32 protein-coding genes and 1 pseudogene are annotated in these 25,208 nt (G+C 69.0%); 18 read left to right on the top strand and 15 right to left on the bottom strand.

What is annotated here, in order from left to right; genetic code table 11:
• Window positions 1-102: 102 nt before the first annotated feature.
• The 3 genes and pseudogenes from ROJ8625_RS21560 to def (ROJ8625_RS04090) all read right to left on the bottom strand — a co-directional run bounded on the left by ROJ8625_RS21560 (window position 103) and on the right by def (ROJ8625_RS04090) (window position 1,414).
• A complete protein-coding gene (locus tag ROJ8625_RS21560; protein WP_370738465.1) occupies window positions 103-435 on the bottom strand; it encodes a peptide deformylase in 333 nt (110 codons plus the stop codon).
• Window positions 436-876: pseudogene (def, locus tag ROJ8625_RS21285) on the bottom strand (peptide deformylase); the annotation flags it as partial. It abuts the gene before it with no gap.
• Between the two features lie 16 nt (window positions 877-892).
• Entirely contained in the window at window positions 893-1,414 is a 522-nt protein-coding gene (gene def / locus ROJ8625_RS04090) for a peptide deformylase (RefSeq protein ID WP_085790545.1), read from the bottom strand.
• A 136-nt stretch (window positions 1,415-1,550) separates the two neighbouring features.
• Between def (ROJ8625_RS04090) and ROJ8625_RS04085 the strand changes: the two genes are divergently transcribed.
• The gene (locus ROJ8625_RS04085; RefSeq protein WP_085790544.1) at window positions 1,551-2,729 is read left to right on the top strand and encodes a MalY/PatB family protein; all 1,179 of its coding nucleotides are present in this window, start codon (window positions 1,551-1,553) and stop codon (window positions 2,727-2,729) included.
• A gap of 51 nt (window positions 2,730-2,780) precedes the next feature.
• Here ROJ8625_RS04085 and rnhA read toward each other — a convergent pair whose 3' ends face one another.
• The 6 genes from rnhA to ROJ8625_RS04055 form a co-directional block, all read right to left on the bottom strand.
• On the bottom strand, window positions 2,781-3,248 hold the full coding sequence (gene rnhA, locus ROJ8625_RS04080; RefSeq protein ID WP_085790543.1) for a ribonuclease HI: 468 nt from the start codon (window positions 3,246-3,248) through the stop codon (window positions 2,781-2,783).
• A 138-nt stretch (window positions 3,249-3,386) separates the two neighbouring features.
• A complete protein-coding gene (locus ROJ8625_RS04075) occupies window positions 3,387-3,839 on the bottom strand; it encodes a DUF3429 domain-containing protein (RefSeq protein WP_085790542.1) in 453 nt (150 codons plus the stop codon).
• 82 nt (window positions 3,840-3,921) lie between these two features.
• Complete coding sequence (locus ROJ8625_RS04070; protein ID WP_085790541.1) at window positions 3,922-4,536, bottom strand: LysE family translocator; 615 nt, start codon at window positions 4,534-4,536, stop codon at window positions 3,922-3,924.
• An 83-nt stretch (window positions 4,537-4,619) separates the two neighbouring features.
• Complete coding sequence (gene ispH, locus ROJ8625_RS04065; protein ID WP_085790540.1) at window positions 4,620-5,570, bottom strand: 4-hydroxy-3-methylbut-2-enyl diphosphate reductase; 951 nt, start codon at window positions 5,568-5,570, stop codon at window positions 4,620-4,622.
• 66 nt (window positions 5,571-5,636) lie between these two features.
• Window positions 5,637-6,074, bottom strand: coding sequence for a YqaA family protein (locus ROJ8625_RS04060; RefSeq protein WP_085790539.1), 438 nt, complete (start codon window positions 6,072-6,074; stop codon window positions 5,637-5,639).
• Between the two features lie 7 nt (window positions 6,075-6,081).
• Window positions 6,082-6,651 carry a LabA-like NYN domain-containing protein gene (locus ROJ8625_RS04055; protein WP_085790538.1) on the bottom strand — a complete coding sequence of 190 codons (570 nt, stop codon included), beginning with the start codon at window positions 6,649-6,651 and terminating at the stop codon, window positions 6,082-6,084.
• Between the two features lie 53 nt (window positions 6,652-6,704).
• Between ROJ8625_RS04055 and folK the strand changes: the two genes are divergently transcribed.
• From folK to ROJ8625_RS03995, 12 genes are all read left to right on the top strand, one after another.
• Window positions 6,705-7,358: a 2-amino-4-hydroxy-6-hydroxymethyldihydropteridine diphosphokinase gene (folK, locus tag ROJ8625_RS04050; RefSeq protein ID WP_234984159.1), complete on the top strand. Its 654-nt coding sequence runs from the start codon at window positions 6,705-6,707 to the stop codon at window positions 7,356-7,358.
• Between the two features lie 79 nt (window positions 7,359-7,437).
• Window positions 7,438-7,791: a DNA-directed RNA polymerase subunit omega gene (gene rpoZ / locus ROJ8625_RS04045; RefSeq protein ID WP_085790536.1), complete on the top strand. Its 354-nt coding sequence runs from the start codon at window positions 7,438-7,440 to the stop codon at window positions 7,789-7,791.
• A gap of 34 nt (window positions 7,792-7,825) precedes the next feature.
• A complete protein-coding gene (locus tag ROJ8625_RS04040; protein WP_085790535.1) occupies window positions 7,826-9,964 on the top strand; it encodes a RelA/SpoT family protein in 2,139 nt (712 codons plus the stop codon).
• A gap of 47 nt (window positions 9,965-10,011) precedes the next feature.
• Window positions 10,012-10,671 (top strand): DUF2062 domain-containing protein, encoded by a 660-nt coding sequence (locus ROJ8625_RS04035; protein WP_085790534.1) that lies wholly within the window; start codon window positions 10,012-10,014, stop codon window positions 10,669-10,671.
• A 58-nt stretch (window positions 10,672-10,729) separates the two neighbouring features.
• Window positions 10,730-11,482: a pyridoxine 5'-phosphate synthase gene (locus ROJ8625_RS04030; RefSeq protein ID WP_085790533.1), complete on the top strand. Its 753-nt coding sequence runs from the start codon at window positions 10,730-10,732 to the stop codon at window positions 11,480-11,482.
• Window positions 11,483-11,507: 25 nt separating this feature from the next.
• Complete coding sequence (locus ROJ8625_RS04025; RefSeq protein ID WP_085790532.1) at window positions 11,508-11,957, top strand: deaminase; 450 nt, start codon at window positions 11,508-11,510, stop codon at window positions 11,955-11,957.
• Window positions 11,954-12,358, top strand: coding sequence for a holo-ACP synthase (acpS, locus tag ROJ8625_RS04020; protein ID WP_085790531.1), 405 nt, complete (start codon window positions 11,954-11,956; stop codon window positions 12,356-12,358). Before ROJ8625_RS04025 ends, acpS begins: the two co-directional genes overlap by 4 nt.
• Window positions 12,359-12,479: 121 nt before the next feature.
• A complete protein-coding gene (gene lepB / locus ROJ8625_RS04015; RefSeq protein WP_085790530.1) occupies window positions 12,480-13,322 on the top strand; it encodes a signal peptidase I in 843 nt (280 codons plus the stop codon).
• On the top strand, window positions 13,319-14,005 hold the full coding sequence (gene rnc, locus ROJ8625_RS04010) for a ribonuclease III (RefSeq protein WP_085790529.1): 687 nt from the start codon (window positions 13,319-13,321) through the stop codon (window positions 14,003-14,005). The genes lepB and rnc overlap by 4 nt, the downstream gene beginning before the upstream one ends.
• Window positions 14,002-14,922, top strand: coding sequence for a DMT family transporter (locus ROJ8625_RS04005; protein ID WP_085790528.1), 921 nt, complete (start codon window positions 14,002-14,004; stop codon window positions 14,920-14,922). Before rnc ends, ROJ8625_RS04005 begins: the two co-directional genes overlap by 4 nt.
• On the top strand, window positions 14,919-15,827 hold the full coding sequence (era, locus tag ROJ8625_RS04000; RefSeq protein ID WP_085790527.1) for a GTPase Era: 909 nt from the start codon (window positions 14,919-14,921) through the stop codon (window positions 15,825-15,827). The genes ROJ8625_RS04005 and era overlap by 4 nt, the downstream gene beginning before the upstream one ends.
• Window positions 15,820-16,155, top strand: coding sequence for a DUF1491 family protein (locus ROJ8625_RS03995; protein ID WP_085790526.1), 336 nt, complete (start codon window positions 15,820-15,822; stop codon window positions 16,153-16,155). Before era ends, ROJ8625_RS03995 begins: the two co-directional genes overlap by 8 nt.
• A gap of 49 nt (window positions 16,156-16,204) precedes the next feature.
• Here ROJ8625_RS03995 and ROJ8625_RS03990 read toward each other — a convergent pair whose 3' ends face one another.
• Entirely contained in the window at window positions 16,205-16,822 is a 618-nt protein-coding gene (locus ROJ8625_RS03990) for a Pr6Pr family membrane protein (protein ID WP_085790525.1), read from the bottom strand.
• Between the two features lie 83 nt (window positions 16,823-16,905).
• On the opposite strand from ROJ8625_RS03990, the gene recO reads away from it, so the two are divergent.
• From recO to ROJ8625_RS03970, 4 genes are read left to right on the top strand one after another with little or no spacing between them, the layout of a single operon-like run.
• Complete coding sequence (gene recO, locus ROJ8625_RS03985; protein ID WP_085790524.1) at window positions 16,906-17,673, top strand: DNA repair protein RecO; 768 nt, start codon at window positions 16,906-16,908, stop codon at window positions 17,671-17,673.
• Between the two features lie 47 nt (window positions 17,674-17,720).
• The gene (pgsA, locus tag ROJ8625_RS03980; RefSeq protein WP_085790523.1) at window positions 17,721-18,386 is read left to right on the top strand and encodes a CDP-diacylglycerol--glycerol-3-phosphate 3-phosphatidyltransferase; all 666 of its coding nucleotides are present in this window, start codon (window positions 17,721-17,723) and stop codon (window positions 18,384-18,386) included.
• The gene (gene moaD / locus ROJ8625_RS03975) at window positions 18,386-18,631 is read left to right on the top strand and encodes a molybdopterin converting factor subunit 1 (protein WP_085790522.1); all 246 of its coding nucleotides are present in this window, start codon (window positions 18,386-18,388) and stop codon (window positions 18,629-18,631) included. The genes pgsA and moaD overlap by 1 nt, the downstream gene beginning before the upstream one ends.
• Before the next feature lie 5 nt (window positions 18,632-18,636).
• Window positions 18,637-19,074, top strand: coding sequence for a molybdenum cofactor biosynthesis protein MoaE (locus tag ROJ8625_RS03970; protein ID WP_085790521.1), 438 nt, complete (start codon window positions 18,637-18,639; stop codon window positions 19,072-19,074).
• A 312-nt stretch (window positions 19,075-19,386) separates the two neighbouring features.
• Here the strand turns inward: ROJ8625_RS03970 and ROJ8625_RS03965 are convergent, their stop codons facing one another.
• Both ROJ8625_RS03965 and ROJ8625_RS03960 read right to left on the bottom strand, forming a co-directional pair.
• Window positions 19,387-20,790 (bottom strand): aspartate aminotransferase family protein, encoded by a 1,404-nt coding sequence (locus ROJ8625_RS03965; RefSeq protein WP_085790520.1) that lies wholly within the window; start codon window positions 20,788-20,790, stop codon window positions 19,387-19,389.
• A gap of 53 nt (window positions 20,791-20,843) precedes the next feature.
• Window positions 20,844-21,536 (bottom strand): GntR family transcriptional regulator, encoded by a 693-nt coding sequence (locus tag ROJ8625_RS03960; protein ID WP_085790519.1) that lies wholly within the window; start codon window positions 21,534-21,536, stop codon window positions 20,844-20,846.
• A gap of 126 nt (window positions 21,537-21,662) precedes the next feature.
• Between ROJ8625_RS03960 and ROJ8625_RS03955 the strand changes: the two genes are divergently transcribed.
• Window positions 21,663-22,985, top strand: coding sequence for an NAD(P)/FAD-dependent oxidoreductase (locus tag ROJ8625_RS03955; protein WP_085790518.1), 1,323 nt, complete (start codon window positions 21,663-21,665; stop codon window positions 22,983-22,985).
• A 21-nt stretch (window positions 22,986-23,006) separates the two neighbouring features.
• Here ROJ8625_RS03955 and ROJ8625_RS03950 read toward each other — a convergent pair whose 3' ends face one another.
• The 3 genes from ROJ8625_RS03950 to ROJ8625_RS03940 all read right to left on the bottom strand — a co-directional run bounded on the left by ROJ8625_RS03950 (window position 23,007) and on the right by ROJ8625_RS03940 (window position 25,195).
• Window positions 23,007-23,954 (bottom strand): DMT family transporter, encoded by a 948-nt coding sequence (locus tag ROJ8625_RS03950; RefSeq protein WP_085790517.1) that lies wholly within the window; start codon window positions 23,952-23,954, stop codon window positions 23,007-23,009.
• A gap of 73 nt (window positions 23,955-24,027) precedes the next feature.
• Window positions 24,028-24,405 carry a hypothetical protein gene (locus ROJ8625_RS03945; RefSeq protein WP_085790516.1) on the bottom strand — a complete coding sequence of 126 codons (378 nt, stop codon included), beginning with the start codon at window positions 24,403-24,405 and terminating at the stop codon, window positions 24,028-24,030.
• A 16-nt stretch (window positions 24,406-24,421) separates the two neighbouring features.
• The gene (locus ROJ8625_RS03940) at window positions 24,422-25,195 is read right to left on the bottom strand and encodes a DUF6478 family protein (protein WP_085790515.1); all 774 of its coding nucleotides are present in this window, start codon (window positions 25,193-25,195) and stop codon (window positions 24,422-24,424) included.
• Between the last annotated feature and the right edge of the window lie 13 nt (window positions 25,196-25,208).

The following is a 25,208-nucleotide window of genomic DNA, read 5'->3' as shown; positions in this document are numbered from 1 at the left end:
ATTGCGCCTGCACCCCGGCCGACGCTTCATCTTGCCATAAACCCCGGGGGTGCGGGGGCAGCGCCCCCGCCGCGCGGCCGCGGGGCCGGGCGGGCCTCCGGTTCAGCGCGCCGCCTTGCGGGACCGCCGCACGAGCATGTCGCGTTTCGTCCGCGACAGCCGGTCGACGAACAGCCGGCCGTCCAGGTGGTCGATCTGGTGCTGCACGCTGGTGGCCCAGAGCAGGACGAAATCGCGCTCCGTCTCCGCGCCGGTCTCGTCCAGGAAGCGCACGGTGACGGCGCGGGTCCGCGACAGCCGGTCGACGAACAGCCGGCCGTCCAGGTGGTCGATCTGGTGCTGCACGCTGGTGGCCCAGAGCAGGACGAAATCGCGCTCCGTCTCCGCGCCGGTCTCGTCCAGGAAGCGCACGGTGACGGCGCGGGTCCGCGACAGCCGGTCGACGAACAGCCGGCCGTCCAGGTGGTCGATCTGGTGCTGCACGCTGGTGGCCCAGAGCAGGACGAAATCGCGCTCCGTCTCCGCGCCGGTCTCGTCCAGGAAGCGCACGGTGACGGCGCGGGGCCGCGACAGGCGGGCCGACACGCCCGGCAGGCAGGGGCTCGCCTCCTCGTGCTCGCGCATCTCGACGCTGGCATGGACGATCTCCGGGTTGGCCATGCGCACCGCCTGTCCGCGCTCCGCCGAGGCATCCACAACGGCGAGCCGCAGCCCGACTCCGATCTGCGGCGCGGCGAGGCCCACGCCCGGCATCGCCTCCATCGTGTCGATCATGTCCTGCCAGTGGGCGCGCACCGTGTCGGTGACCTCGGACACCGGCTCGGCAGGACTGCGCAGGCGCCGGTCGGGCCAGCGCAGGATCGGCCGGACGCTCATCGGGCGGGCGCCCGGGTCACGAGCGCGCCATGTCGCGCTTCAGCTTCTGCATCTTCCGCGTGATCATCTGGCGCTTCATGGGCGTCAGGTAATCGATGAAGAGCTTGCCATCGAGGTGGTCGATCTCGTGCTGGACGCAGACCGCCCACAGCCCGTCGAAATCCTCTTCCTGCGGCGTGCCGTCTCGGTCGAGCCAGCCGACGCGCACCTGCGCGGGGCGCTCCACCTCGGCGTACTGGTCGGGGATCGACAGGCAGCCTTCCTCGTAGAGCCGCGTCTCGCTCGAGGCCGACAGGATCTGCGGGTTGAACATCACCAGCGGGCGCGCGGGCTCGGGATCGTCCTCCTTCACGCAGTCGAGCACGATGAGCCGGGTCAGCACGCCCACCTGCGGCGCCGCGAGGCCGATTCCGGGCGCCTCGTACATGGTCTCGAGCATGTCGTCGGCGAGTGCGCGCAGATCGTCGGACAGGTCCGCGACCGGCGCGGCCGGCTTCTTCAGCCGCGGATCGGGGTGGATGAGGATCGGGCGCTTCATGCCGCGCGATTTAGGCGAAGCGCGCAGCCAGCGCAACGTCCCGCCGCGGTGAGGCTCGCCGCGGTCCCGGCCCCGGGGGCCCGGTTGCACCTGCCGGGCGCGACGCTAGCTTCGGGCAAACGCAGGAAGGGATGCCATGACCAGCCGCTTCGACGAAGAGATCGACCGCGTGGGCACGCGGTGCTCGAAATGGGACATGATGGAGCCGATCTATGGCGTGACCCCCGAGGACGGCATCGCCATGTGGGTGGCCGACATGGACTTCCGGCCGCCGGACTCGGTGCAGGCCGCGGTCGAGGACATGGCCGCGCACGGCATCTACGGCTATTTCGGTGACTCGCGGGCGTATCTCGAGTCGATCCGTTGGTGGATGTCGGAGCGACACGGCTGGCAGGTCGCGACCGATTCGATCCTCACCACAAACGGCCTCGTGAACGGGGTCGGACTCTGCGTCGACACCTGGAGCGAACCGGGCGACCGCGTCGTTCTGTTCACGCCGGTCTACCACGCGTTCGCCCGGGTCATCCGCGGGGCCGGTCGTGAGGTGGTCGAATGCCCGCTGGCGCTGGAGGCGGGCCGCTACACGCTCGATTTCGACGCCTACGACGCGATGATGACCGGGCGCGAGAAGATCGTGATCCTGTGCTCGCCGCACAATCCCGGCGGCCGGGTCTGGACCGCGGAGGAACTGCGCGGCGTCGCCGCTTTCGCGGAGCGCCACGATCTCGTCCTCGTCTCCGACGAGATCCACCACGACCTGGTGATGCCGGGCCGGACGCACGTTCCGTTGCCGGTGGCGGCGCCGGAGGCGATGGCGCGCACGGTGATGATGTCGGCGACGACCAAGACCTTCAATATCGCCGGCGGCCACGTCGGCAACGTGATCATCCCCGACCCCGACCTGCGCGCGCCATTCGCGCGGCGGCTCACCGCGCTCGGGATCTCGCCCAACGCCTTCGGCATGAACATGGCGACGGCGGCCTATTCGCCGGACGGGGCGGCCTGGGTGGACGAGCTTGTCGGGTATCTCGACGGCAACCGGCGGCTGTTCGACGAGATGGTCGGCGCGATCCCGGGCGTGGCGTCGGTCCCGCTCGAGGCGACCTACCTCGCCTGGGTAGATTTCTCGGGCACCGGCATGGACCGGGCCGAGTTCACCCGCCGGGTCGAGAAGGACGCGTCGATCGCGGCCAACCACGGCACGACGTTCGGCGCCGGTGGCGAGACCTTTCTGCGGTTCAACTTCGCAACGCCCCGGAAGCGGGTCGCGGAGGCCGGCGAGCGCCTGCAGCGCGCGTTCGCCGACCTGCAGTAAACGTGCCCTGCCGGACGGTGCGCCGGCCGGCACGCGCGGCCGCGGGGCCGGTCAGCGCTGGCCGTTCGCAGGCTTGAACGGCGCCATGCCGGCGCGGGCGAGCGCGTCGGCGCGTTCGTTTTCCGGGTGTCCGGCATGGCCTTTGACCCACTCCCAGCGCACGTCGTGGCGTGCCTGCGCGGCATCGAGGCGCTTCCACAGCTCCTCGTTCTTCACGGGTTTCTTGGCCGCCGTCTTCCAGCCATTCTTCTTCCAGCCGTGAATCCAGCCGGTCACGCCGTTCTTCACGTAGGCCGAGTCGGTCACAATGGTGATGGCGGAAGGCTGGCGCAGCGCCTCGAGCGCCGAGATCGCGGCCAGGAGTTCCATGCGATTGTTGGTGGTCGCGGCCTCGCCCCCCGAGAGCTCGCGCTCCTTGACGACGGTGTCGCCGTCCATAGCGCGCATGAGGACGCCCCAGCCGCCGGGGCCGGGATTGCCGGAGCAGGCTCCGTCGGTGAAGGCGTAGAGATCGGGCATGGCGGCTCTGTCGCGCTCCGCCCCGGCCGCGTCAAGCCCGGCGCGAGACGGAGCGGGGGCGCTGCCCCCGCGCCCCCGGGGTTTTCCGGCAAGATGAAGGATCCACCGGGCACGCCGGGTGCGTGCGGCGCGCGGGGATCAGGCAATGACGCCGACCGCGAGGCAGGCGACGACGATCACCGTGACCGGCAGGCGCAGGTGCATCCACCAGGGCGGTGCGAGTCCCCAGCGCCAGAACGCGGCGTCGAGGGCGAGGAGACCGATGAAGCCGAACAGCAGGTTCATGTTCGCGGCGACCGGCCCGCCGCCGGTCATGAAGAAGGCCCATAGCGCGGGGATCACCGACAACGCGTAGCCGGTCGCGGCGCGGCTGCCCGAGGTGCGCGTGGCGAAGCCCCAGAGCACGCCCGACATGAAGCTGAGGATGATCGCGCCGTAGTAGAGCTGGATGTACGGGCCGACAAAACGCGGGCCGATCGTGGTCCGCCCCCAGGCCTCGAGCGCGGGCACGAGGAGGGTCGCGGCGCCCCAGACGAAGGGGATCGCGCCTGCGAGGGTGAGGATCAGCGCGGATCGCGGGATGTCTGTCATGAACGGCGCCTCCTGTCGGGTCGCGCCGCAGGATAGCGCCGGCGCGCGCGGTGTCACGCCGGGGGTGCCCGCCCCGGGCCGCTCAGGCCGCGCGTTCGAGCGCGAGGCGGCCGGCCAGGGCGGCGAAGAGGCCGGCGAAGCTGCGGTTGAGCCAGCGCATCGCCCGGGCCGATGCCAGAAGCCGGTCGCGTGCCGCCGCGGCCATCGCGGCGTAGCCGGCGAAGACGACGAAGGTGAGCGCCATGAAGACGCCGCCCAGGGCCGACATCTCGGCCGCCGCGGTGTGGGGGTCGCCCGACAGGAAGGGCGGCAGGAGCGCGAGGAAGAATACCGAGAGCTTGGGGTTGAGGATGTTGATGAGCGCACCGCGGCGCGCGATGCGCCCCGGCCGTTCGGCCCGCCGCTCCTCGGTCACGGCGAGCGCGCCGCCCTGTCCGATAGATTGCCAGGCGAGCCACAGCAGGTAGGCCACGCCGGCCCACTTGACCGCCGCGAAGAGTAGCGCCGAGGTGTGCAGAAGCGCCGCGAGTCCGAGGATCGCGGCGGCGAGATGCGGCACGATCCCGACGGTGCAGCCGAGCGCCGCCCAGAGCCCGGCGCGGCGGCCCTGTCCGAGCGAGATCGCCAGCGTGTAGAGAACGCCCGTCCCGGGCGCGATGACCACCACGATGGCGGTCAGGAGGAACTGCAGGGACATCGGGCGATCCTTTCGCGGCGGCGTGCCGCGAAAGGCTCTCCGGGTTGGCCGCGGCCGTCAAGGCGGTCCGCGGCCGGCCTCGCTCAGGCCGGTTCGCGCAGGACCCGGGGCACCTTGAACTCGACGTGTTCCTCGGCGGTTGTCACCGTCTCGACCGTCACCGCGTAGCGGCTCCGGAACGCGTCGACGACCTCGTCGATGAGGATCTCGGGCGCCGAGGCGCCGGCGGTGATGCCGACCGTCCGGATGCCGTCGAGTGCGCGCCAGTCGATGTCGGCTGCGCGCTGGACCAGTTGCGCGTAGGCGCAGCCGGCGCGGGCACCGACCTCGACGAGGCGCTTGGAATTGGACGAGTTCGGCGCGCCGACCACGAGCATGGCGTCGCAATCGGGCGCCATCGCCTTGACCGCTTCCTGCCTGTTGGTGGTGGCGTAGCAGATGTCTTCCTTGTGCGGACCGACGATCGCGGGGAAGCGCGCCTTCAGCGCCGCGACGATCTCGGCGGTGTCGTCGAGCGAGAGCGTGGTCTGCGTGACGAAGGCGAGCTTCTCGGGGTCGCGGACCTCGACGCGGGCGACATCCTCGGGCGTTTCGACCAGCAGTACCTCGCCTTCGGGCAGCTGGCCCATCGTGCCAATCGTCTCGGGGTGGCCGGCATGGCCGATCATGATCATCTGCAGGCCGTTCTCGTGGTGGCGGGCGGCCTCGATGTGCACCTTCGACACCAGCGGGCAGGTCGCGTCGACATAGACCATCTCGCGCGCCGCGGCCTCGGCCGGCACGGCCTTGGGCACGCCGTGGGCGGAGAAGATCACCGGCCGGTCCGGCGGGCAGTCCTTGATCTCCTCGACGAAAACCGCGCCCTTGTCCCGCAGGCCGTCGACCACGTAGCGATTGTGCACGATCTCGTGGCGCACGTAGACGGGTGCGCCCCATTTCTCGAGCGCCATCTCGACGATCTTTATCGCCCGGTCGACGCCGGCGCAGAAGCCGCGTGGCGCGGCGAGGTAGAGCGTCAGGGGGGGCTTGGCCATGGGCACCTCCAATTCAATGCCAGACCTATGCAATGAGGCGCGGCGGGTCCAGTGGGGCGCGGGCGGTCAGCCGGCTGCCGCGGTGCCCCACGCGAGGAGCGCGTAGCGCGCGGTCTTGGCCAGCGTGACCAGGGCAAGAAACAGCCAGGCCGGCGTCCGCATTATGCCGGCGATCACGGTAAAGGCGTCGCCGAACGGCGCCCAGCTCAGCAGGAGCGTCCAGACGCCCCAGCGGCCCCACCAGCCCTGCGCCCGGTCGAGCTGGCGCTCGCTCGCGGGAAACCAGCGCGTGCCGCGGAAGCGCTCGGCGCCGCGGCCGAGCACGTAGTTCACGACCGCGCCGAGAACGTTGCCGACGCTGGCGACCGCGACGAGCATCCCCATACCCGCCGCATCGCGCAGCTGCAGCGCCACGAACACCACCTCGGACTGGAACGGCAGGATCGTCGCCGCCCCGAACGCCGCGAGAAAGAGACCGCCGAGCGCGAGAAGCGTCTCGCTCACGGACGGCTCAGGCGTTCACGGCCTCGGCATTGCCGTCGTTCGAACCGTGCCGCGGCGGACGTCCGATGACCTCGCGCAGCTCGTCGAGCTCGATGAAGTTGTCGGCCTGTCGGCGCAACTCGTCGGCGATCATCGGCGGCTGGCTGCGGATGGTGGACACCACCGAAACGCGGACGCCCTGACGTTGGAGACTTTCGACCAGCGGCCGGAAATCCCCGTCTCCCGAGAACAGCACTATATGGTCGACGCGCGGCGCCAGCTCCATGGCATCGACCGTGAGCTCGATATCCATGTTGCCCTTTACCTTACGGCGGCCCTGGCTGTCGGTGTATTCTTTCGCCGGCTTGGTCACCATCGTGAAGCCGTTGTAGTGCAGCCAATCGACGAGGGGCCGAATCGGAGAATAGTCGTCGTTGTCGAGGAGCGCGGTGTAGTAAAAGGCCCGAAGCATCTTGCCGCGCCTGACGAATTCCTGGCGCAACAGTTTATAGTCGATGTCGAACCCGAGCGATTTCGCGGCTGCGTACAGGTTAGACCCGTCTATGAACAGCGCGAGCCGTTCGTCTTTGTAAAACATAAAATCTTCCTTCGATGAATGCGTGCCGCCGGTCGATCCGTGAGTGAAAATGGGTGGCGTCACACAACCTGAAAAATAAATGTAATGCGTCGGGCTTCAAGCGATCAGTTAAGCGCTTTAACGATATGCGATTATTGAATTTTGAGCAAGATATCCTGATCGCCCTCGGATCGAACCTGCCGGGTCCGCACGAAACCTCTGCCGAGGCGCTTCGTGCCGCGCTGGTCGCATTGTGCGGCGAGGGGCTGGCGCTTCGCCGGCTGAGCCGGTTCTACGCGAATCCAGCCATTCCAAAAGGTTCGGGTCCAGATTTCGTTAATGCGGTTGCAGCTCTGGCGGCGCCGGGGAAAGGCTCGCCCGGGGATGTGCTGGCGGCGCTGCATTCGGTCGAGGCCCGGCTGGGGCGGACCCGGAGCACGCGGTGGGCGGCGCGGGTCATCGACCTGGACCTGATCGCCGTGGGCGAAACCCTGCTTCCCGATGCCGCGGTTCAGGCAGATTGGCGCGCATTGTCGGCCGACGCGCAGCGCGCGGCGACCCCGGCGGAGCTGATCCTGCCGCATCCCCGCATGCAGGACCGGGCCTTCGTCCTCGGTCCGCTGGCCGAGATCGCGCCGGGCTGGCGCCATCCCGGAACCGGCGCGCGCGTTGAGGACATGCTCGCGGCGCTGCCCCCCGAAGCGCTTCGGGACGTCGCGCCGATCTGAAGGTGCGCCTCTTGTCAAGCCCCATGATCCGCGTTAGAGAACGCGCTTTCAGGATCCGTCCGATCAGGCTGGAGGCATCATGGCCCGCGTCACCGTTGAAGATTGCGTCGACAAGGTACCGAACCGGTTCGACCTGGTTCTGCTCGCTGCACACCGCGCCCGCGAAATCTCGTCCGGCGCGCCGATCACCGTCGATCGCGACAACGACAAGAACCCGGTCGTCGCGCTGCGCGAGGTGGCCGACGAAACGCAGTCGGCCGACGAGCTGCGCGAGCGGATGATCGAATCGAACCAGACCCAGATCGAGGTCGACGAGCCCGAGGACGACGCGATGGCGCTCCTCATGGGGGCCGAGCCCGACAAGCCGCAGGAGGACGATATGTCCGAAGAGAAGCTCCTGCGCGCACTGATGGAGGCGCAGGGTCAAGGCTGAGGTCCGGCCGCTGCCGAAAGGAGACGACAGGGCGATGATTTCGGCGGACGACCTCATCGCCCTCGTCCACAACTACAATCCGCGCACCAATGCGGAGATGATCCGCACTGCCTATGCCTACGGCGAGCGGATGCATGCCGGTCAGGTCCGGCAATCGGGCGAGCCCTATTTCACCCATCCAGTCGCCGTCGCCGCCATCCTGACGGAACAGCAGCTCGACGACGCGACGATCGTGACAGCGCTTCTGCACGACACGATCGAGGACACGAAATCCACCTACCAGGAAATCTCGGTTACCTTCGGTGACGAGGTCGCCACGCTCGTGGACGGGGTCACCAAGCTGACCAACCTGCAGCTGTCGTCGTCGCAGACCAAGCAGGCGGAGAACTTCCGCAAGCTCTTCATCGCGATGTCGAAGGACCTGCGCGTGATCCTCGTGAAGCTCGCGGACCGGCTTCACAACATGCGCACGATCCGCGCCATGCGCCAGGACAAGCAGGTGCAGAAGGCGCGCGAGACGATGGACATCTACGCCCCGCTCGCCGGGCGGATGGGCATGCAGTGGATGCGCGAGGAACTCGAGGATCTGGCGTTCCGGGTGCTGCAGCCCGAGGGCCGCGCATCGATCATCCGGCGATTCATCAACCTGCAGAAGGAGACCGGCGACGTCATCCACCGCATCACGTCGGACATGCGCCACGAACTCGACAAGGTCGGGATCGACGCCGAGGTCTTCGGCCGCGCGAAGAAGCCCTACTCGATCTGGCGCAAGATGCAGGAAAAGGAGATGGGCTTTTCGCGGCTGTCCGATATCTACGGTTTTCGCGTGATCACCCGGTCCGAGGAGGACTGCTACGCCGCGCTCGGAGCCATTCACCAGCGCTGGCGCGCCGTTCCGGGCCGATTCAAGGATTACATCAGCCAGCCCAAGTCGAACGGGTACCGCTCGATCCACACCACCGTTTCGGGCCGCGACGGCAAGCGGGTGGAGGTACAGATCCGCACGCGACAGATGCACGACGTGGCCGAGACCGGCGTCGCGGCGCACTGGGCCTATCGCGACGGCGAGCGGGCGGAGAACCCCTTTGCCGTCGACCCCGCACGCTGGATCGCATCGCTGACCGAACAGTTCGACCAGGAGGACGACCACGACGAATTCCTCGAGGCCGTAAAGCTCGAGATGTACTCCGACCAGGTCTTCTGCTTCACGCCGAAAGGCGAGGTCGTGAAGCTGCCCAAGGGCGCGACGCCGCTCGATTTCGGCTACGCCATCCATACCCGGATCGGCGCCGCCTGCGTGGGCGCCAAGGTCGACGGCATCCGCGTGCCGCTCTGGACTCGTCTCAAGAACGGCCAGTCGGTCGAGATCATCACGGCCGAGGGGCAGACGCCGCAGGCCACGTGGCTCGACATCGCGACGACCGGCAAGGCCAAGTCGGCAATCCGGCGGTCGCTCCGCGAGGCCGGCCGCGAACGCTACATCAAGCTCGGACGCGAACTGGCGCGGTCCGCCTTCGCGTCGATGGGCAAGACCGCGTCGGCGAAGGCGCTCGACAAGGCGGCGGAGATCCTGCGCCTGCCCGATGCCGAGACGTTGCTCGCGCGGCTGGGATCGGCCGAGCTTTCGGCGCGCGACGTTGTGCGCGCGCTCTATCCCGATCTTCGTCCGAAGGCGAGCGAGACGGTGGATGCCAGCCACGCCGTGATCGGCCTCGATCACGATGTCGGCTTCACCCGCGCGCCCTGTTGCCAGCCTCTGCCCGGAGAGCGCATCGTCGGCATCGCGCGGCGGGGGCGCGGCGTGTTCGTCCACGCGATCGACTGTGCGGCGCTTGCCGAGGTCGAGAACCAGCCGGCGCGCTGGGTCGACCTGCACTGGGCCGACGGCAACCATCCGGCGGTCTACACGGTCACGCTCGACATGACGATCGGCAACGGCGCGGGCGTGCTGGGACGGATTTGCACATTGATCGGTGAGCGTTCTGCCAATATCTCCGACCTACATTTCATGGACCGGAAGCCGGACTTCTACAGGCTGCTGATGGATATCGATCTGCGAGACGCCGAGCATCTGCACCTGGTGATGTCCGCCCTCGATGCCGAGGACGATGTCGCGACTGTCGAACGGCGGCGCGATCCGGGCCTTGCCGCGCGCCCGGAGGCGGCGGAATGACCCGGCCGGTCGGATAGCACGCGCAGGACGCGGGGAAGGGGCGCAGCGTGGTCTTCAAGCGCCGCGACAAGCGGTCGGTGTGGAAGGTGGTCGGACATGCGCTCTGGCCGCGCGGCGGCTGGGCGCGTGCCGCGCGATACGTCCAGCACCGGCTGCATCGCCTGCCCGATCCGCCCGAGCGGATCGCCCGCGGCATCTTTGCCGGGGTTTTCACGACTTTCACGCCATTCTACGGACTGCACTTCTTCCTCGCGGTGTTCCTCGCGATCCTGCTGCGCGGCAATGCCGTGGCCGCGCTTCTGGGGACGTTTTTCGGCAATCCGCTGACCTACCTGCCGATCGGCGTGATCTCGATGACCACCGGCTACTGGATGCTCGGCATCGAGAGCGATCCGACCCAGCACGGCACGCTCGGCACGAAGTTCGTGCGCGCGGGCGAGGAACTCTGGGACAATATCATCGCTCTGTTCACCCCGGCCGAACCGCACTGGGAGGGACTCGCGATCTTCTATCGCGAGGTCTTCTATCCCTACATGGTCGGTGGCGTGGTGCCGGGAATCGTCGCCGGCCTAATCTGCTACTACCTGTCGGTGCCGATCATCCGCGCCTACCAGAACCGGCGGAAGGGCGTGCTCGCCGCCAAGCTTGCGGCGCTCAAGGCCAAGAGCGCGGCCAAGGGCAAACGCGAAGGTGAAGATGCGGGCTGACGCCGCCGCGCGCGCGGACTAGCTTCGCCCCGAGTCCCGTCCCGATCGGAGAAAGTTCATGAGTGAGCAACGCGGCCGCCTGCGCCTCGGCGTCAACATCGACCACGTCGCCACGCTGCGCAACGCGCGCGGCGGCACGGTGCCCGACCCGTTGCGCGCGGCGCAATTGGCCGAGGAGGCCGGCGCCGATGGAATCACGGCGCACCTGCGGGAGGATCGCCGCCACATCCGGGACGACGATATCTCCGCCCTCGCGGCGATGCTGCGCGTGCCGCTCAATTTCGAAATGGCCGCGACCGACGAAATGCAGGCGATCGCGCTGAAGCACAAACCGCACGCGGTCTGCCTCGTGCCGGAGCGGCGCGAGGAGCGCACGACCGAGGGCGGCCTGGAGGTGGCGGGCGACACCGACCGGCTCACCCGGTTCATCGCCCCGCTGCGGGAGGCCGGCGCGCGCGTATCTCTGTTCATCGCAGCGGACGCCACGCAGGTGGAGGCCGCCGCAGCGGTCGGCGCAGCCGTCATCGAGCTGCACACCGGCGCCTATTGCGATCTGCACGCCGAAGGCCGGCTGCAGGAGCGCGACGCCGAGCTGTCCCGCTTGCGGGACATGGCCGCGAAAGCGCACGCGCTCGGGCTCGAGGTGCATGCCGGTCACGGCCTTGCCTACGACACGGTCGGGCCTGTGGCTGCGATCCCGCAGGTGGTCGAGCTCAATATCGGGCACTTCCTCATCGGCGAAGCGGTGTTTCGCGGCCTCGGGCCCGCAATCGCCGAGATGCGGCGCCTGATGGACGAAGCCCGTGGATGATCACGAGCCCCAGGGACGAGCACCGATGACCCCGACGGAAACCGAACGCGCGGCGCTGGACGCCGTGATCGACCGTGCGCTGGAGCTGCACGCGGGCGCGCCGGTCTTCACGGCCTCGGTGCTGCATCGGGGCGAGGTCTTCGGCCCGCATGCCAACGAAGTGGGGGAGACCCGCGATCCCAGCCGCCATGCGGAGATCGTGGCGATCGCCCGCGCCGGCGCCGCGCTCGGGACCACGGACCTTTCGGAGGCGACGCTGATCGCCTCCATGCAGCCGTGCGAGATGTGCCTCGCGGCGATGCGCTGGGCCGGGATCTCGCGCCTCGTCTTCGCGATGACGCAGACCCGCGCGCCGACCTTCTTCCAGTTTCCCGCCCTTGGCATCGACGATTTCGCCCGGGCTGCCGACAACAGCTTTACCTGGTCGGGCGGGCACGGCGCGGATCGGCTTTCGCAGATCTACGAGGGAACATGATCCTCGGTGTCGGCACCGACCTGTGCAACATCGAGCGTATCGCGGCCACGCTCGATCGGTTCGGTGATCGCTTTCGCAACCGGGTTTTCACCGACATCGAACAGCGCAAGGCCGAGCGGCGGGCCGACACGCCGGGCACCTACGCAAAACGCTGGGCCGCCAAGGAGGCGTGTTCCAAGGCGCTCGGTACCGGGCTGCGCATGGGGATCGCCTGGAAGGACATGTCGGTCACGAACCTGCCGACCGGCCAGCCAGTGATGCACGTGACCGGCTGGGCGCGGGACCGGCTGGCCGAGATGACGCCGGCCGGGCACGAGGCGATCATCCACGTCACGCTCACGGACGACCATCCCTGGGCGCAGGCCTTCGTCGTCATCGAGGCCCGGCCCCGCACCGGGTGACCACGCGCCTTCGCGTGCCGGCCATCCCGTCGGGCGATGCGCCGACGAGCCTCGCTTGACTCCCACCCCGACGGCGCCCAAGAAGCCCGCGCACGAGAGGCAGGCGGGAAGGCAGAGCCAGATGGCGCGCGACAAGAAGACGAGCTCCGGCGGGGGCTTTCTCGAAACGGTCAAGACCGTGGTCTACGCCCTCCTGATCGCCGGGATCTTCCGCACGCTCTTCTTTCAGCCGTTCTGGATCCCGTCGGGCTCGATGAAGGACACGCTGCTCATCGGCGACTTCCTCTTCGTCAATAAGATGACCTACGGCTATTCCTACGCATCCTGCCCGTCGCTCTATCTTCCGGCGATCGGCATCGACATCGACGCCGCCGACATTTGCGGCTTCCTCGACGGCGACAATACCCGGATCTTCGGCTCGGAGCCCGAGCGCGGCGACGTGGTGGTTTTTCGCCATCCCTTGACCGGACGCGACTTCATCAAGCGGGTCGTCGGCCTGCCGGGCGAGAGCCTCCAAATGGTCGACGGCGTGCTGCAGATCGACGGCACGGCGGTCGAGATGACCCCGGACGGCACCTTCGAGGAGATCGCCCAGCCGCAGGGCCCGCAGCGGCTTCGACCGCGTTGCGCCAACGGACCGGTCGGGGATGGCGGCACCTGCGTGAAGGAAAAGTTCGTCGAAACGCTGCCGAACGGTGTCGAGCATTCCGTGCTCAACATCTCGCGCCAGGGGTCGGACAACACGCCGGTCTACGAGGTGCCCGAGGGCCACTACTTCATGATGGGCGACAACCGCGACAACTCCTCGGACAGCCGCGTGCCCACCGTGGCCGGCGGCGTCGGATACGTGCCCTACGAGAACCTCGTGGGCCGGGCGCGGCGTGTCGTCTTTTCCTCCGCCGGCAGCTCGATGCTGTTCTTCTGGACCTGGCGCGCCGATCGCTTCTTCGAGAGGATCGAGTGAAGCGGTCGGCAGCGCTCGCGGATCTCGAGGCCCGGCTGGGGCACCGTTTCGCCGATCCCGGCCTACTGGCGCGTGCGCTGACGCACGGATCGATGTCCGGACCGCATCGCGAGGACAATCAGCGGCTGGAATTCCTCGGTGACCGCGTGCTCGGCCTCGTCATGGCCGAGGCGCTTCTGGCTCGCGATCCCACCGCGGCCGAGGGCCAGCTCGCCCCCCGCTACAACGCGCTCGTCCGCAAGGAAGCCTGCGCCGAGGTCGCGCGGCAATTCGGCATCGGCGACGCGCTGAAGCTCGGGCGATCGGAACGTCTGTCGGGCGGCCGGCGCAAGATGGCGCTGTTGGGCGACGCGATGGAGGCGGTGATCGCGGCGGTCTATACCGATGCCGGCTTCGAGGCCGCGCGCGACATGATCCTTAGGCTTTGGGGCGATCGCATCGACCGTGTCGAAGAGGACGCGCGCGACCCCAAGACGGCGCTGCAGGAATGGGCGCAGGGACGCGGCCTGCCGCCGCCGTCCTACGTCGAGACGGGGCGCGAGGGGCCCGATCATCAGCCGGTCTTCACGATCGAAGTGCGGCTGACCTCGGGCGAGACGGCGGATGCGAAAGCCTCGTCCAAGCGGCAGGCCGAGCAACAGGCGGCCAGCGCGCTTCTCTCCCGCCTCGAGCGCGGGGAATGACGCCCGAAACCCGCGGCGCGCTCCTCATGTCCGCGGCGATGCTCGGCTTCGCGATCGAGGACGCGCTCTTCAAGGCCGCGACGGCGACTGTCTCTCCCGGGCTCGGCACGCTGATCTTCGGTCTGGGCGGGCTTGTCCTATATGCCGCGCTTGTCCGGCGGGCCGGTTTGCCGGTCTGGACCCGCGCCTACCTGTCGCGCACGATGCTGCTGCGCTCCGGGTTCGAGGTAACGGGTCGACTGTTCTACGCTCTGGCGCTGGCCTTCGCGCCGTTGTCGGTGACATCGGCGATCCTGCAGGCCGCGCCCCTCGTCGTCACGCTCGGGGCGGCGCTCGCCCTCGCCGAACCGGTGGGCGCGCGCCGCTGGCTCGCGATGGGCATCGGTTTTGTCGGCGTGCTGCTGATCCTGCGACCGAGCGCCGAGGGGTTCGAGGCTTCGGCGCTTTTCGCCGTGCTGGGCATGATCGGATTCGCCGGACGCGACGTCGCCACGCGCGCCAGCCCACCCGAGATCTCGACAACGCAACTCGGTATTCCCGGGTTCGCGACGGTCACTCTGGCGGGGCTCGTCATTCTCGCGTTCGAACCGGGGTTGCCGGCGATGCCGCAGCCGGCGGCGGCAGGGCTTCTCGCGGCGACGGCGGTCACCGGGGTCGTCGCCTACGGCGCGCTGACCCAGGCGATGCGCACCGGCGCGGTCGCCGTTGTCGCGCCATTCCGGTACACCCGTCTTATCGCGGCGCTGGTACTCGCCTACGTGGTTTTCGGCGAACGCCCGGATGCCCTGATGCTGGCCGGTGCCGGGCTGATCGTGGGCTCCGGGCTCTACACGCTCTGGCACTCCGGACGCGGCTCTGGCCAAATGCGCGCGGCCGCGCTAGACGCCGGACCTTCTGAGAAGGACCACGCCCCATGACCACCCGCGCCGGATTCGTCGCGCTGATCGGAGAGCCCAACGCGGGCAAGTCGACGCTGCTCAACCGCATGGTCGGCGCCAAGGTCTCCATCGTCACGCACAAGGTGCAGACCACGCGCGCCCGGATTCGCGGCGTCGCGATGGAAGGAGACAGCCAGCTCGTCTTCGTCGACACGCCGGGTCTGTTCAAGCCGCGCCGCCGCCTCGACCGCGCGATGGTCGCCGCCGCCTGGGGCGGTGCCGCAGACGCCGACGTCGTGGTCCTGCTGATCGAGGCGCATCGCGGCATGACCGAGGGTGTCGAGGCGATTCTCGACCGTCTCGACACCGAGGCGCACGGCCGGCCCGTTGCGCTCGCCATCAACAAGATCGACCGGGTGAAGGCGGAAACGCTGCTCGCGCTGTCGCAGCGCCTCAACGACCGGATGAGCTTCACCGAGACGTTCATGATCTCGGCCGAGAAGGGATACGGCACCGAGGATTTGCGGCGCTGGCTCGCCGGTGCGGTGCCCGAGGGCCCTTGGCTCTATCCAGAGGACCAGATCGCCGACCTGCCGATGCGGATGATCGCCGCCGAAATGACGCGCGAGAAGCTGACCCTGCGCCTGCACCAGGAACTGCCCTACCAGCTGACCGTCGAAACGGAGAACTGGGAAGAACGCAAGGACGGCTCGGCCCGCATCGATCAGGTGGTCTACGTGGCCCGCGACGGCCACAAGGGCATCGTGCTCGGCCACCGGGGCGAGACGATCAAGACCATCGGCCAGCAGTCTCGCGCCGAGATCGAGACCTTCCTCGGCCGGCGCGTGCACCTGTTTCTTCAGGTGAAGGTCCGCGAAGGCTGGCTCGAAGAGAGCGAGCGGTACTCGGAAATGGGGCTCGAGTTCCGCGACGGCGATGGCTGAACCGCGTCTCGCGACCGCGCTCTGGGTCTCGGCCTACCGCCGCCGGCTCGACCTCGCCGGCATTCCCGCCTTCGTCACGCGCAAGGGCGACGACACCGCCGGCGCCGTGCTGGTCAAGATCGCGCGCATGGACGGCACGGCCCGGGTCCTCTGCCGCCGCTACGACCTGATGTCCGACACGCGCCGCTGGGACGTCCTGCGCGAGGGTGCCGAGGCGGAGTGCGACGATGCGGTCGCGCGCGAGGCGCGGAGTGATCCCGACCTGTGGGTGATCGAACTCGAGGATCGTGCGGGCCGCGATCTGCTCGGCGAAGACGGGCTCGTCTGACGCGGTCGCGCGACGGGGCGTTGCGGTGGGTGCGTGGCGATGCGCCGTGCTACCCTATCACCGGGTCGCGCGACCGCGAAAGCCATCGGCCAAGCCGGACGAGACCCACGCCGCCGAGCCAGAACACCGCGCCGAGCGCCAGCACCCAGACCCCCACCATCAGCCAGCCGATCCGGCCCGGATCGACGAAGAAGTACGGATACCGTCCATCTGTCATCCCGCGCGCAAGCACGTAGGCGACGTAGAGTCCCGGCCAGCCCAGCCACCAGGCCGCGTGGGCCGGGCGCAACGCCCCTTTCGGCGCGCAGGCCAGCCACCAGGCCGCGACAAGGACCGGCAGCAGGCTGTGCATGGAGTGATCGACGTAGAGCCGCAGCCCCTCGAGCGGCCGCCACAGCAGCGCGTGGTAGACCGCGCCGACGATCCCGATCCAGAGCGTCACGCCCCCGGCGAGCGCAGCGCTCGCCCGCCCCGAGAGGCCGACCCACAGAAAATGCACCGCCACGAGCGCCACGGTCAGCACCGTGAAGAAGCGACCGGTGCGCCACAACTCGCGCCAGAGCGGCCAGTCCGGGCGCGCGGCCAGCCCGAGCCGCACGTGCACGATCAGCGTGACGAGCGCGACGAACGCGATGGCGAGTGCGGCGAAACGGGCGGTCCGGGTCATGACCTCTCTTGGCGGGCGGGCGCGGACAGGGCAACCCCGCCCGCCCTTGCCGGCCGCGTGCCGTGGCCCGATAGTCCCCGCTCATGGAGTGGCGCGATACCGGAATCCTGCTCGGCGTGCGGCGGCACGGCGAAACCTCGGCGATCCTGGAGGTCTTCACCGAGGCGCACGGCCGTCACGCGGGCGTCCTGCGCGGCGCGACCTCGCGCAAGGCCGCGCCGATGCTGCAGCCGGGCGCCGAGCTCGACCTTGCCTGGCGCGCCCGGCTCGAGGATCATATCGGCACCTACGCCGCGGAACTCCGGCGCTCGCGCGCGGGGCAGGCGATGGCCGATCCGCTGGCGCTGTCGGGTCTGAACGCGGTCTGTGCGCTGCTCGCCTTCGTGCTGCCCGACCGGGAACCCCATCTCGGACTCTACCGGGCCACGACGCTCCTGCTCGACACGCTCGGCACGACACCGGACTGGCCGTTCTACTACCTCCGATGGGAGGTGATGCTGCTCGACGAGACGGGGTACGGGCTCGACCTCTCCGCCTGCGCGGTGACCGGCGCGACGGAGGGGCTGCGCTACGTGTCGCCGCGGACCGGGCGCGCGGTCACGGTCGAGGGTGCGGGCGACTGGGCCGACCGGCTGCTGCCGCTGCCGCCGGCGCTGCACGGCGAAGGCAACCGCGGCGACGACGAGGTGCTCCGCGCATTGGGCACAACCGGGCATTTCCTGGGCCATCACCTCGCCCCGTCGCTCGGCGACCGGCCACTGCCGCCGGCCCGCGCGCTGTTTCTCGACCGCCTGGCAAAACGCGCCGCAGCGGCCGCGGCGGCGGACCCCGGACCGGGCGGCTCGCGTTGATCTCCACGCACCTTCCGCCGCCAAGCGATCCGGGATAGAACCCGCCCATGACATGGAACCTGCCCAACGTCCTGACCGTCCTGCGCCTTCTCGCGGCGCCGGGCCTCGCGGTGATGTTTCTCTACTTCACACGGCCCTTCGCCGATTGGCTCGCGCTCGTGCTGTTCATCGGCGCGGCGGTGACCGACTGGTTCGACGGGCACCTCGCACGGTCGTGGAAACAGGAAACGAAGCTCGGCACCATGCTCGATCCGATCGCCGACAAGGCGATGGTGGTGATCGCGCTCATGGTCATCGTGGGCTATTCCTCGATGTCGCCGTGGCTGGTCCTGCCGGCGACGGTCATCCTCTTCCGCGAGGTCTTCGTCTCGGGCCTGCGCGAATATCTCGGCGATACCGCCGGGACCCTGAAAGTCACCAAGCTCGCCAAGTGGAAGACGACCCTGCAGATGGTCGCGATCGCCGTGCTCTTTGCGCAGGGGGTCTGGGAACACTATCTCGGGATCGCGTCCTGGGGGATGGACAACGCGATGATCGCCGACATCCTCGAAGGCCGCGCCGAGGACGTTCAGGGCCTGCAGTGGAAGCTCGCGGGGATGGTCTGGACCGGCAACGCGGGCATTGCGCTCCTGTGGATCGCGGCGGCCCTGACGCTCGTCACCGGGTGGGACTATTTCCGCAAGGCCACCCCGTATCTCAAGGAGGCGCCGTGATGGATGTGCTGTACTTCGCCTGGGTCCGTGAACGCATTGGTCTGCCGCGCGAGCGGATCGAGACCTCGGCCGCGACAGTGTCGGATCTCGTCGAGGAATTGCGTGGGCGCGAGGATCGCTACGCCGCGGCCTTCGCCGACCTTTCGGCGATCCGCGTTGCCGTGGACCAGGAACTCGGCGACTTCGACAGCCCGCTCGCGAACGCCCGCGAAGTCGCCTTCTTTCCGCCGATGACCGGGGGCTGATCCCGATGCGCGTTGTGGTGCAAGCGGCGCCCTTCGACTACGGGGCGGAATGCGCGGACTTCGCCCGGGACCGCACGGACATGGGCGCCGTCGTGACATTCGCCGGCATTGTGCGCGGCGACGGCGGCCTCGCGAGCATGGACATCGAACACTACCCCGGGATGACCGAGAAGGCCTTGACCGCGATCGCCGAGGAGGCCGCGCAGCGCTGGTCTCTCGGCGACGTCCTTGTGATCCACCGTCATGGGCCCCTCCGGCCGGGCGAGCGGATCATGATGGTCGCCACGGCCGCGCCGCATCGCCGCGACGCCTTCGAGGCGGCCGACTTCCTGATGGACTATCTGAAATCCCGCGCGCCGTTCTGGAAAAAGGAACGTGGCACAGAGGGTGAAAACTGGGTTGCGGCCAAGGTGGCCGACGAGGACGCGTTGACCCGTTGGTAGACGCGGACGTTGCCTGCGGAGGGGCTCCGCCCCGCGGCTGCGCCGCCCCCGGGGTTTATTGGCAAGATGAAGATCGGATCTTGCGCTTGGACGTGATGTCGTGCGCGTCGATCGCGTATGCCTGACGGCATAGGCGCGACCCGATGACCCTTCATCTTGCCCGAAAACCCCCGCCGGAGGCAAAACCCACCCCTGCCACGCCGCCATGCGTGCGATACAAGAGCGTATTGACCACCGGGCGGCGACCCGAGCCCGGAGGCGCAGCCGACGCGCGAGATGACCGGTGCGGCGGAGCCGCTCCGCTGTCTTCGGTCAGGCCACTGCGGCGGGTTTCATCAGGCCTTGGGCCTCGACTTCGGCCATTGCCTCGTCGAGCGACCGCCAGGCGCGTTCGATCAGCGTGTCGATCTCGTCCTTGGTGATGACCAGCGGCGGAGACACGATCATCCGATCGCCGACGTGGCGCATGATCAGGTCGTTGGCGAAGCAACGTTCGCGGCAGATCAGGCCGACGGTTCCGGCATCCGCCGCGAAGGCGGCACGGGCGGCCTTGTCGGGTGTCAGCGCGATCGAGCCCATGAGGCCGACGATCTTCGCCTCGCCCACCATCGGGTGTTCGACAAGGCTTTCGAAGCGCTCCTTCAGGTAGGGGCCGGTCTCCTCGCGCACGCGGGTCACGATTCCTTCCTCATCGAGAATGCGCAGGTTTTCCAGAGCGACGGCGCAGGCCACCGGGTGACCCGAATAGGTATAGCCGTGGTTGAATTCGTCGCCGCCAAGCACCGATGCGATCTCGTCCGATACGATCGACCCGCCGATCGGCTGGTAGCCCGAGGACAGTCCTTTGGCGACGGTCATCACGTCGGGCCGAAGACCCATCGTCTGGGATCCGAACCAGTTGCCGGTACGTCCGAAGCCGCAGATCACCTCGTCTGCGATCAGCAGGATGCCGTACTTGTCGACGATCCGCTGGATCTCGGGCCAGTAGGTTTCGGGCGGCACGATCACGCCACCGGCGCCCTGGACCGGCTCGGCGATGAAGGCCGCGACGGTGTCGGGTCCCAGCTCCTCGATCTTCTGCTCGAGCTGACGGGCGCGCGCGACACCGAACTCTTCGGGCGTCATGTCGCCCCCTTCGGACCACCAGTTCGGCTGGTCGATGTGGTGGATATCCGGAATCGGCATGCCGCCCTGGGCGTGCATTCCCTTCATCCCGCCGAGCGACCCCGAGCCCACCGAGGAGCCGTGATAGGCGTTCCAGCGCGAGATGATCGCCTTTCGCTGCGGCTGGCCCTTCATTTCCCAGTACGTGCGCACGAGTCTCAGGTTGGTGTCGTTCGCCTCGGACCCGGAGGAGGCGTAGAACACGTGGTTGAGCGGATCCGGCGCCAGCTGGGCGAGGCGTTCGGCCAGCCGGATCGCCGGTACGTGGCTGGTCTGGAAGAAGGTGTTGTAGAACGGCAGTTCGGACATCTGCGCCGCCGCCGCCTCCACGAGCTCCTGGCGGCCATAGCCCACGTTCACGCACCAGAGCCCGGCCATCGCGTCGAGGATGCGATTGCCCTCGCTGTCGGTCAGCCAGACGCCCTCGCCGCGTGTCATGATGCGCACACCCTTGTCGGCGAGACCGGCGCCGTGGGTGAAGGGATGCATGTGGTGGGCGGCGTCGAGCGCCTGCAGCTCGGCCGTCGGTGCGGTGTTGGTGAGATGGGCCATGGCGAACTCCTCGTGCGGGGCTGGCGCCGAAATATGATCAAATTATTCGAAGGTCAATCCGCGGGACCGCTCCGCTCGTCAAGGTGCGCCGCGATCCGCTCCATCCCCTGTGTGACGTCGAGCGCCATCGCCGCTGCGGCCGCATCGCCGTCGGCACGGCCGATCGCCGCCAGCATGTCCTTGTGACGGTCGGGCAGGCCGAGCGGCCCCGCGCCGGCGCAGACCGCGCGGAGCGACGGGCCGAAGCGCAGCCAGAGCCCGTCGACGACCGACTGCAGGATCGGCGCGCCGGCCAGCGCGGTCAGCTCCGCATGGAAGCGGTGGTTTTCGCGCAGGTAAAGGCTCACGTCGCCGGCGGCGATCGCACGGTCGAGCCGCGCGTCGGTCGCGGTGAGCTGCGCGATGTCCTGCGCTGATGCACGGGCCGCGGCGCGGCGCGCGAGTTCCGGCTCGAGTGCCGCGCGGGCCAGCGCCAGTTCCTCGATCGCCGCTGCGTCGAGCACCGGCACGGTGATTCGGCGGTTGCCCGAGAACTGCAGCGCGCCCTCTGCCGTGAGCCGGCGCAACGCCTCGCGCACGGGTGTCATTCCCGCGCCGAGATGATCGGTCAGCCCCTGGATCGTTACCGGCTGGCCGGGCTCCAGGTCGCCGAAAAGGACCATCTCGCGCAGGCGACGATAGACCTGTTCATGCACCGGCAGGCCCGCGCGCCCCGCCTGATCCTGCGCCAAGGTGATGAGCTTCATGCCGTGATCCGTCCTGTCGGTCGACCGACCATGCCACGCGCCTGCGGCCGAGGAAACCGCGGCGGGGCTGGACGGCGGGGCGGGTCCCGGGCTACCGCGCATGTCGCTGATAGATCGGGGAGCGGCATGGAGCGCCTCTACGAAGCCGCGGCCTATGCGCCGCCCGCGGCCTGTTTCTGGGGTCGCAGCACGGCGCCGGACTGGCCGGCGCTCGATGCCGATGCGACGACCGAGGTCGCCGTGATCGGCGGCGGGTTTACCGGCCTGTCGGCAGCGCTGCACCTCGCGGAGGCCGGCATGGGGGTGACGGTGCTCGATGCTGCTGCACCGGGCTTCGGCGCGTCGCGGCGCAATGGCGGGTTCTGCTGCCTCGGCGGGGCCAAGGCGTCGGACCGGAGCCTCGAACGGCGGTTCGGACCCGGCGGCGCGCGCGATTGGCACGCGGCGGAGCGCGCGGCGGTGGAGACGGTCGCCGATCTTCTCGACCGGCACGGCATCGCGGCGGACACGCACAGCGCGGGCGAAACCCAGCTGGCCCATACGCCCCGCGCGATGCGCCGGCTGCGCCGCGCTGCGACCGGGATCGAGGCCGCCTACGGCGTGACGCCGGAGGTGATCGGTCAGGACGGATTGCGGCAGGCGGGGCTTGGCGGTCCGTTCCACGGTGCCATGACCATCCCGATCGGATTCGCGCTCGATCCGGCGCGCTATCACGACGGCCTCGCCAGTGCGGCCGCGGCGGCCGGCGCGGTGATGCATGCCCATTCCGCGGTGACAGGGATCCGCCCAGACGGCGCCCGTTGGCGGCTGGAGACGGGGCGCGGCCCGGCTCTGACAGCCGACCGGGTCATCGTCGCCACCAACGGGTACGGATCCGAGGACGTGCCGGGCTGGATGCGCGGACGCACCCTGCCGGTCCTGTCGAACGTGATCGTCACCCGCCCGCTGACCGAGGCGGAGCGCGCGGCGCAGGGCTGGACCTCGCGTCAGATGGCCTACGACACCCGCGAGCTTCTGCACTATTTCCGGCTCCTGCCGGATGACCGGTTCCTGTTCGGCATGCGCGGCGGGCTGTCGGCACGGCCGGGGGAGACGCGCGCCACCGACGCGCGCATACGGCGCCACTTCGCGGCGTTGTTCCCGGCCTGGGCCGATGTCGAGATCACGCACGGCTGGTCGGGATTGGCGTGTCTCACGTCAACGCTCACGCCCTATGTCGGGCCGGTGCCGGATATGCCGGGCGTTCTCGCGGGGTTCGGATACCATGGCAACGGGGTCGCGATGGGCAGTCACGCGGGCCGGATCCTCGCCGATCTGGCACTGGATCGGCCGACCGAGGCGGCCTATCCCGCGGCGATGCGCCGGGTGCCGTCGCGCATTCCGCTCGGCCGGTATCGGCGCACGCTGCTGCGCCCGGCCTACCTCGTGGCCGAGGCGCTCGATCTGTGAGCTCTCGGACGCGGGCGGGCGTCAGCCCTGCGGCGTCATGCCGGCCCGGCCACGGCCCCGCTTCAGGCCGAGCTGGCGCTCGCGCAAGATGATTGCCACGCCCGAGGCGATGACGATTGTCGCCCCGATCAGCATCGCGCGCGTCGGCACCTCGTCGAAGACCGCGTAGCCGATCACGATCGACACGAGCATCGCGGCGTAGTCGAACGGAGCCAGAAGCCCGGCCTCGCCGAAGCGGTAGGCAGCGGTCAGAAAGATCTGCGCCACACCGCCGAGAAGACCGGCGAGCACCAGCAGCGCGGCGGCCTCGATCGGCGGCCACGCCCAGCCGAAGGGCATCGTCAGCAGCGACAGGAGCGTCGAGGTCAGCGAGAAGTAGAAGACGATCGCGGCCGTATCTTCGTCTGCCACCAGCCTGCGGATCTGGATCTGCGCCAGCGCGCGGAAGACGGCGGAGAGCAGGACGACCGCGACCCCGAGCGCGGCGGCGGTGCTCGCGTCGAGCGTGAGACGCGGCCAGATGATGACACACACGCCGACGAGGCCGACCACGACCGCGCTCATCCGGAAGGCGCGCACCCGTTCGCCCAGAAGGAGCGCACCGAACAGGACGGTCAGGATCGGCGCGGCGAATCCGATCGCCGTCACCTCCGGCAGCGGCAGAAGGCCGAGCCCGGCGAAGGTGCACCCCATCGCCGTGACGCCGATCAGGCCGCGCCACAGGTGACCGAGTGGGTTGGACGTCTTGAGCCCGCTGCGCAGCTGCCGGCGCGCGGCCAGCCAGACGACGATCACCGGCATGGCGAAGAACGAGCGAAAGAACACGGCCTCGCCGGGCGGGACGACGTCCGAGGTGGCCTTGATCAGCGACGCCATCACCACGAACATGACGACGGAGACGAGCTTGAGGGAAATCCCCGTGAGCGCGCTCCCGCCGGTCGGCACGGGGCGCGGGTCGGGTTCGGTCATGGGTTCGGGATCCTTGGCGAAAACCCCGCGACCCTCTGCCCCGCGGCCGGGAAGGTCAAGCGCCCGGCGCTGGTCAGCTGGTCTCGAGACAGTGCCGGCGGAACGCACGCTTCAGAAGGTCGAGCTCTGCCCGCAAAAGCGCCATCTCGGCACGGATGTCCTCGCCCAGGGCCTCGCCCGCGATCAGAGCGAAGCTGTCGAGCGTGTCGCCCGTGCGCGCGTCGGAGATCACGAAGGTCTGCACCCCGTCGCCGATCAGCGTGACCGGCACCGGAACGCGCAGGACCCATGTGCCGGGGCCGTCGCTGCCCGTAACGACGACCCCGGGCAGCGACTGTTCGAGATGGGTGACCAGCACTTCGGGCGGCGGCACGTCCGCGCTCTCGCCCGAGATCACTCCCTCCCAGACGCCCTCGATGAAGCGGGTCTTGGTCAGCGTGTAGGCACTCATCGCGCGCTCCCTTGCACTAGAGCTCCGCCCGAGGGCGGCGGCTGAAGGTCAGGTCGCGCAGGATCACCTGGTTCATCTGCGGCCCCTCGAAGATGATGTCGGTCCAGAGTTTCTCGACCCGCTTCTCGTTCAGCTTCGTATAGGCGAGGTCGAACTCGACGCGGATCTCTTCCTGGTGCAGCGGCAGCTCGCGCACGATCTGTTCGACGTTCGGGCCGTGCTTCACGTTCAGCCGAACGAAGATCTCGATCGGTTTCTCCATCTCCACGATGGTCTCGAGCCGGATCAGGTGGCGCCGCTTCAAGCCGAAGGCCGCGTCGGGTGGCAGATCGACGGCCAGCGACAGGTAGGACCCGTCGAAGCGGAAAACGTCGAGCCGCAGTCCGAAGGGCGCGAGGTCCGCCTCGCGCATGTTGCGGATCTGGCGCAGCGTCAGTTCCGAGGTCGTGCAATCGTGAAACAGGGTCGCCTCGCGCCCCAGGGTCGATTGCGTCTGCACCGAGGCGATGCCGGGTTCGGGGATCGGCCCGCGCCACAGCTCGGGGCGCCAGGCCCAGTCGGCGTCGTGCGGACGCGGAAACGCCGTGTTGCCGATCGCCGGCAGTGCCAGCCGGTTGTCCGCGACATGCAGGAAGTCGTCGAGATGCCGCTTGAGCCGCCGCGCTGCGCCACGCCGGCCCCGCAACTGGTCGAGATCAGTAGTCTCCGCCTCGGCGGCGCGACGCTTCCAGCGGCGCTCGGCCGCGCGTTCGGCGATCCTGTCGATGAATCCCAGCCTGTCGCCTGCCATCGCCTGCCCGTCC

The sequence above is a fragment of the Roseivivax jejudonensis genome (assembly GCF_900172265.1).
Lineage (GTDB): Bacteria > Pseudomonadota > Alphaproteobacteria > Rhodobacterales > Rhodobacteraceae > Roseivivax > Roseivivax jejudonensis.
Note: the sequence above shows the minus strand (reverse complement) of the source record. Positions and strands in the feature narration are given on the sequence as shown.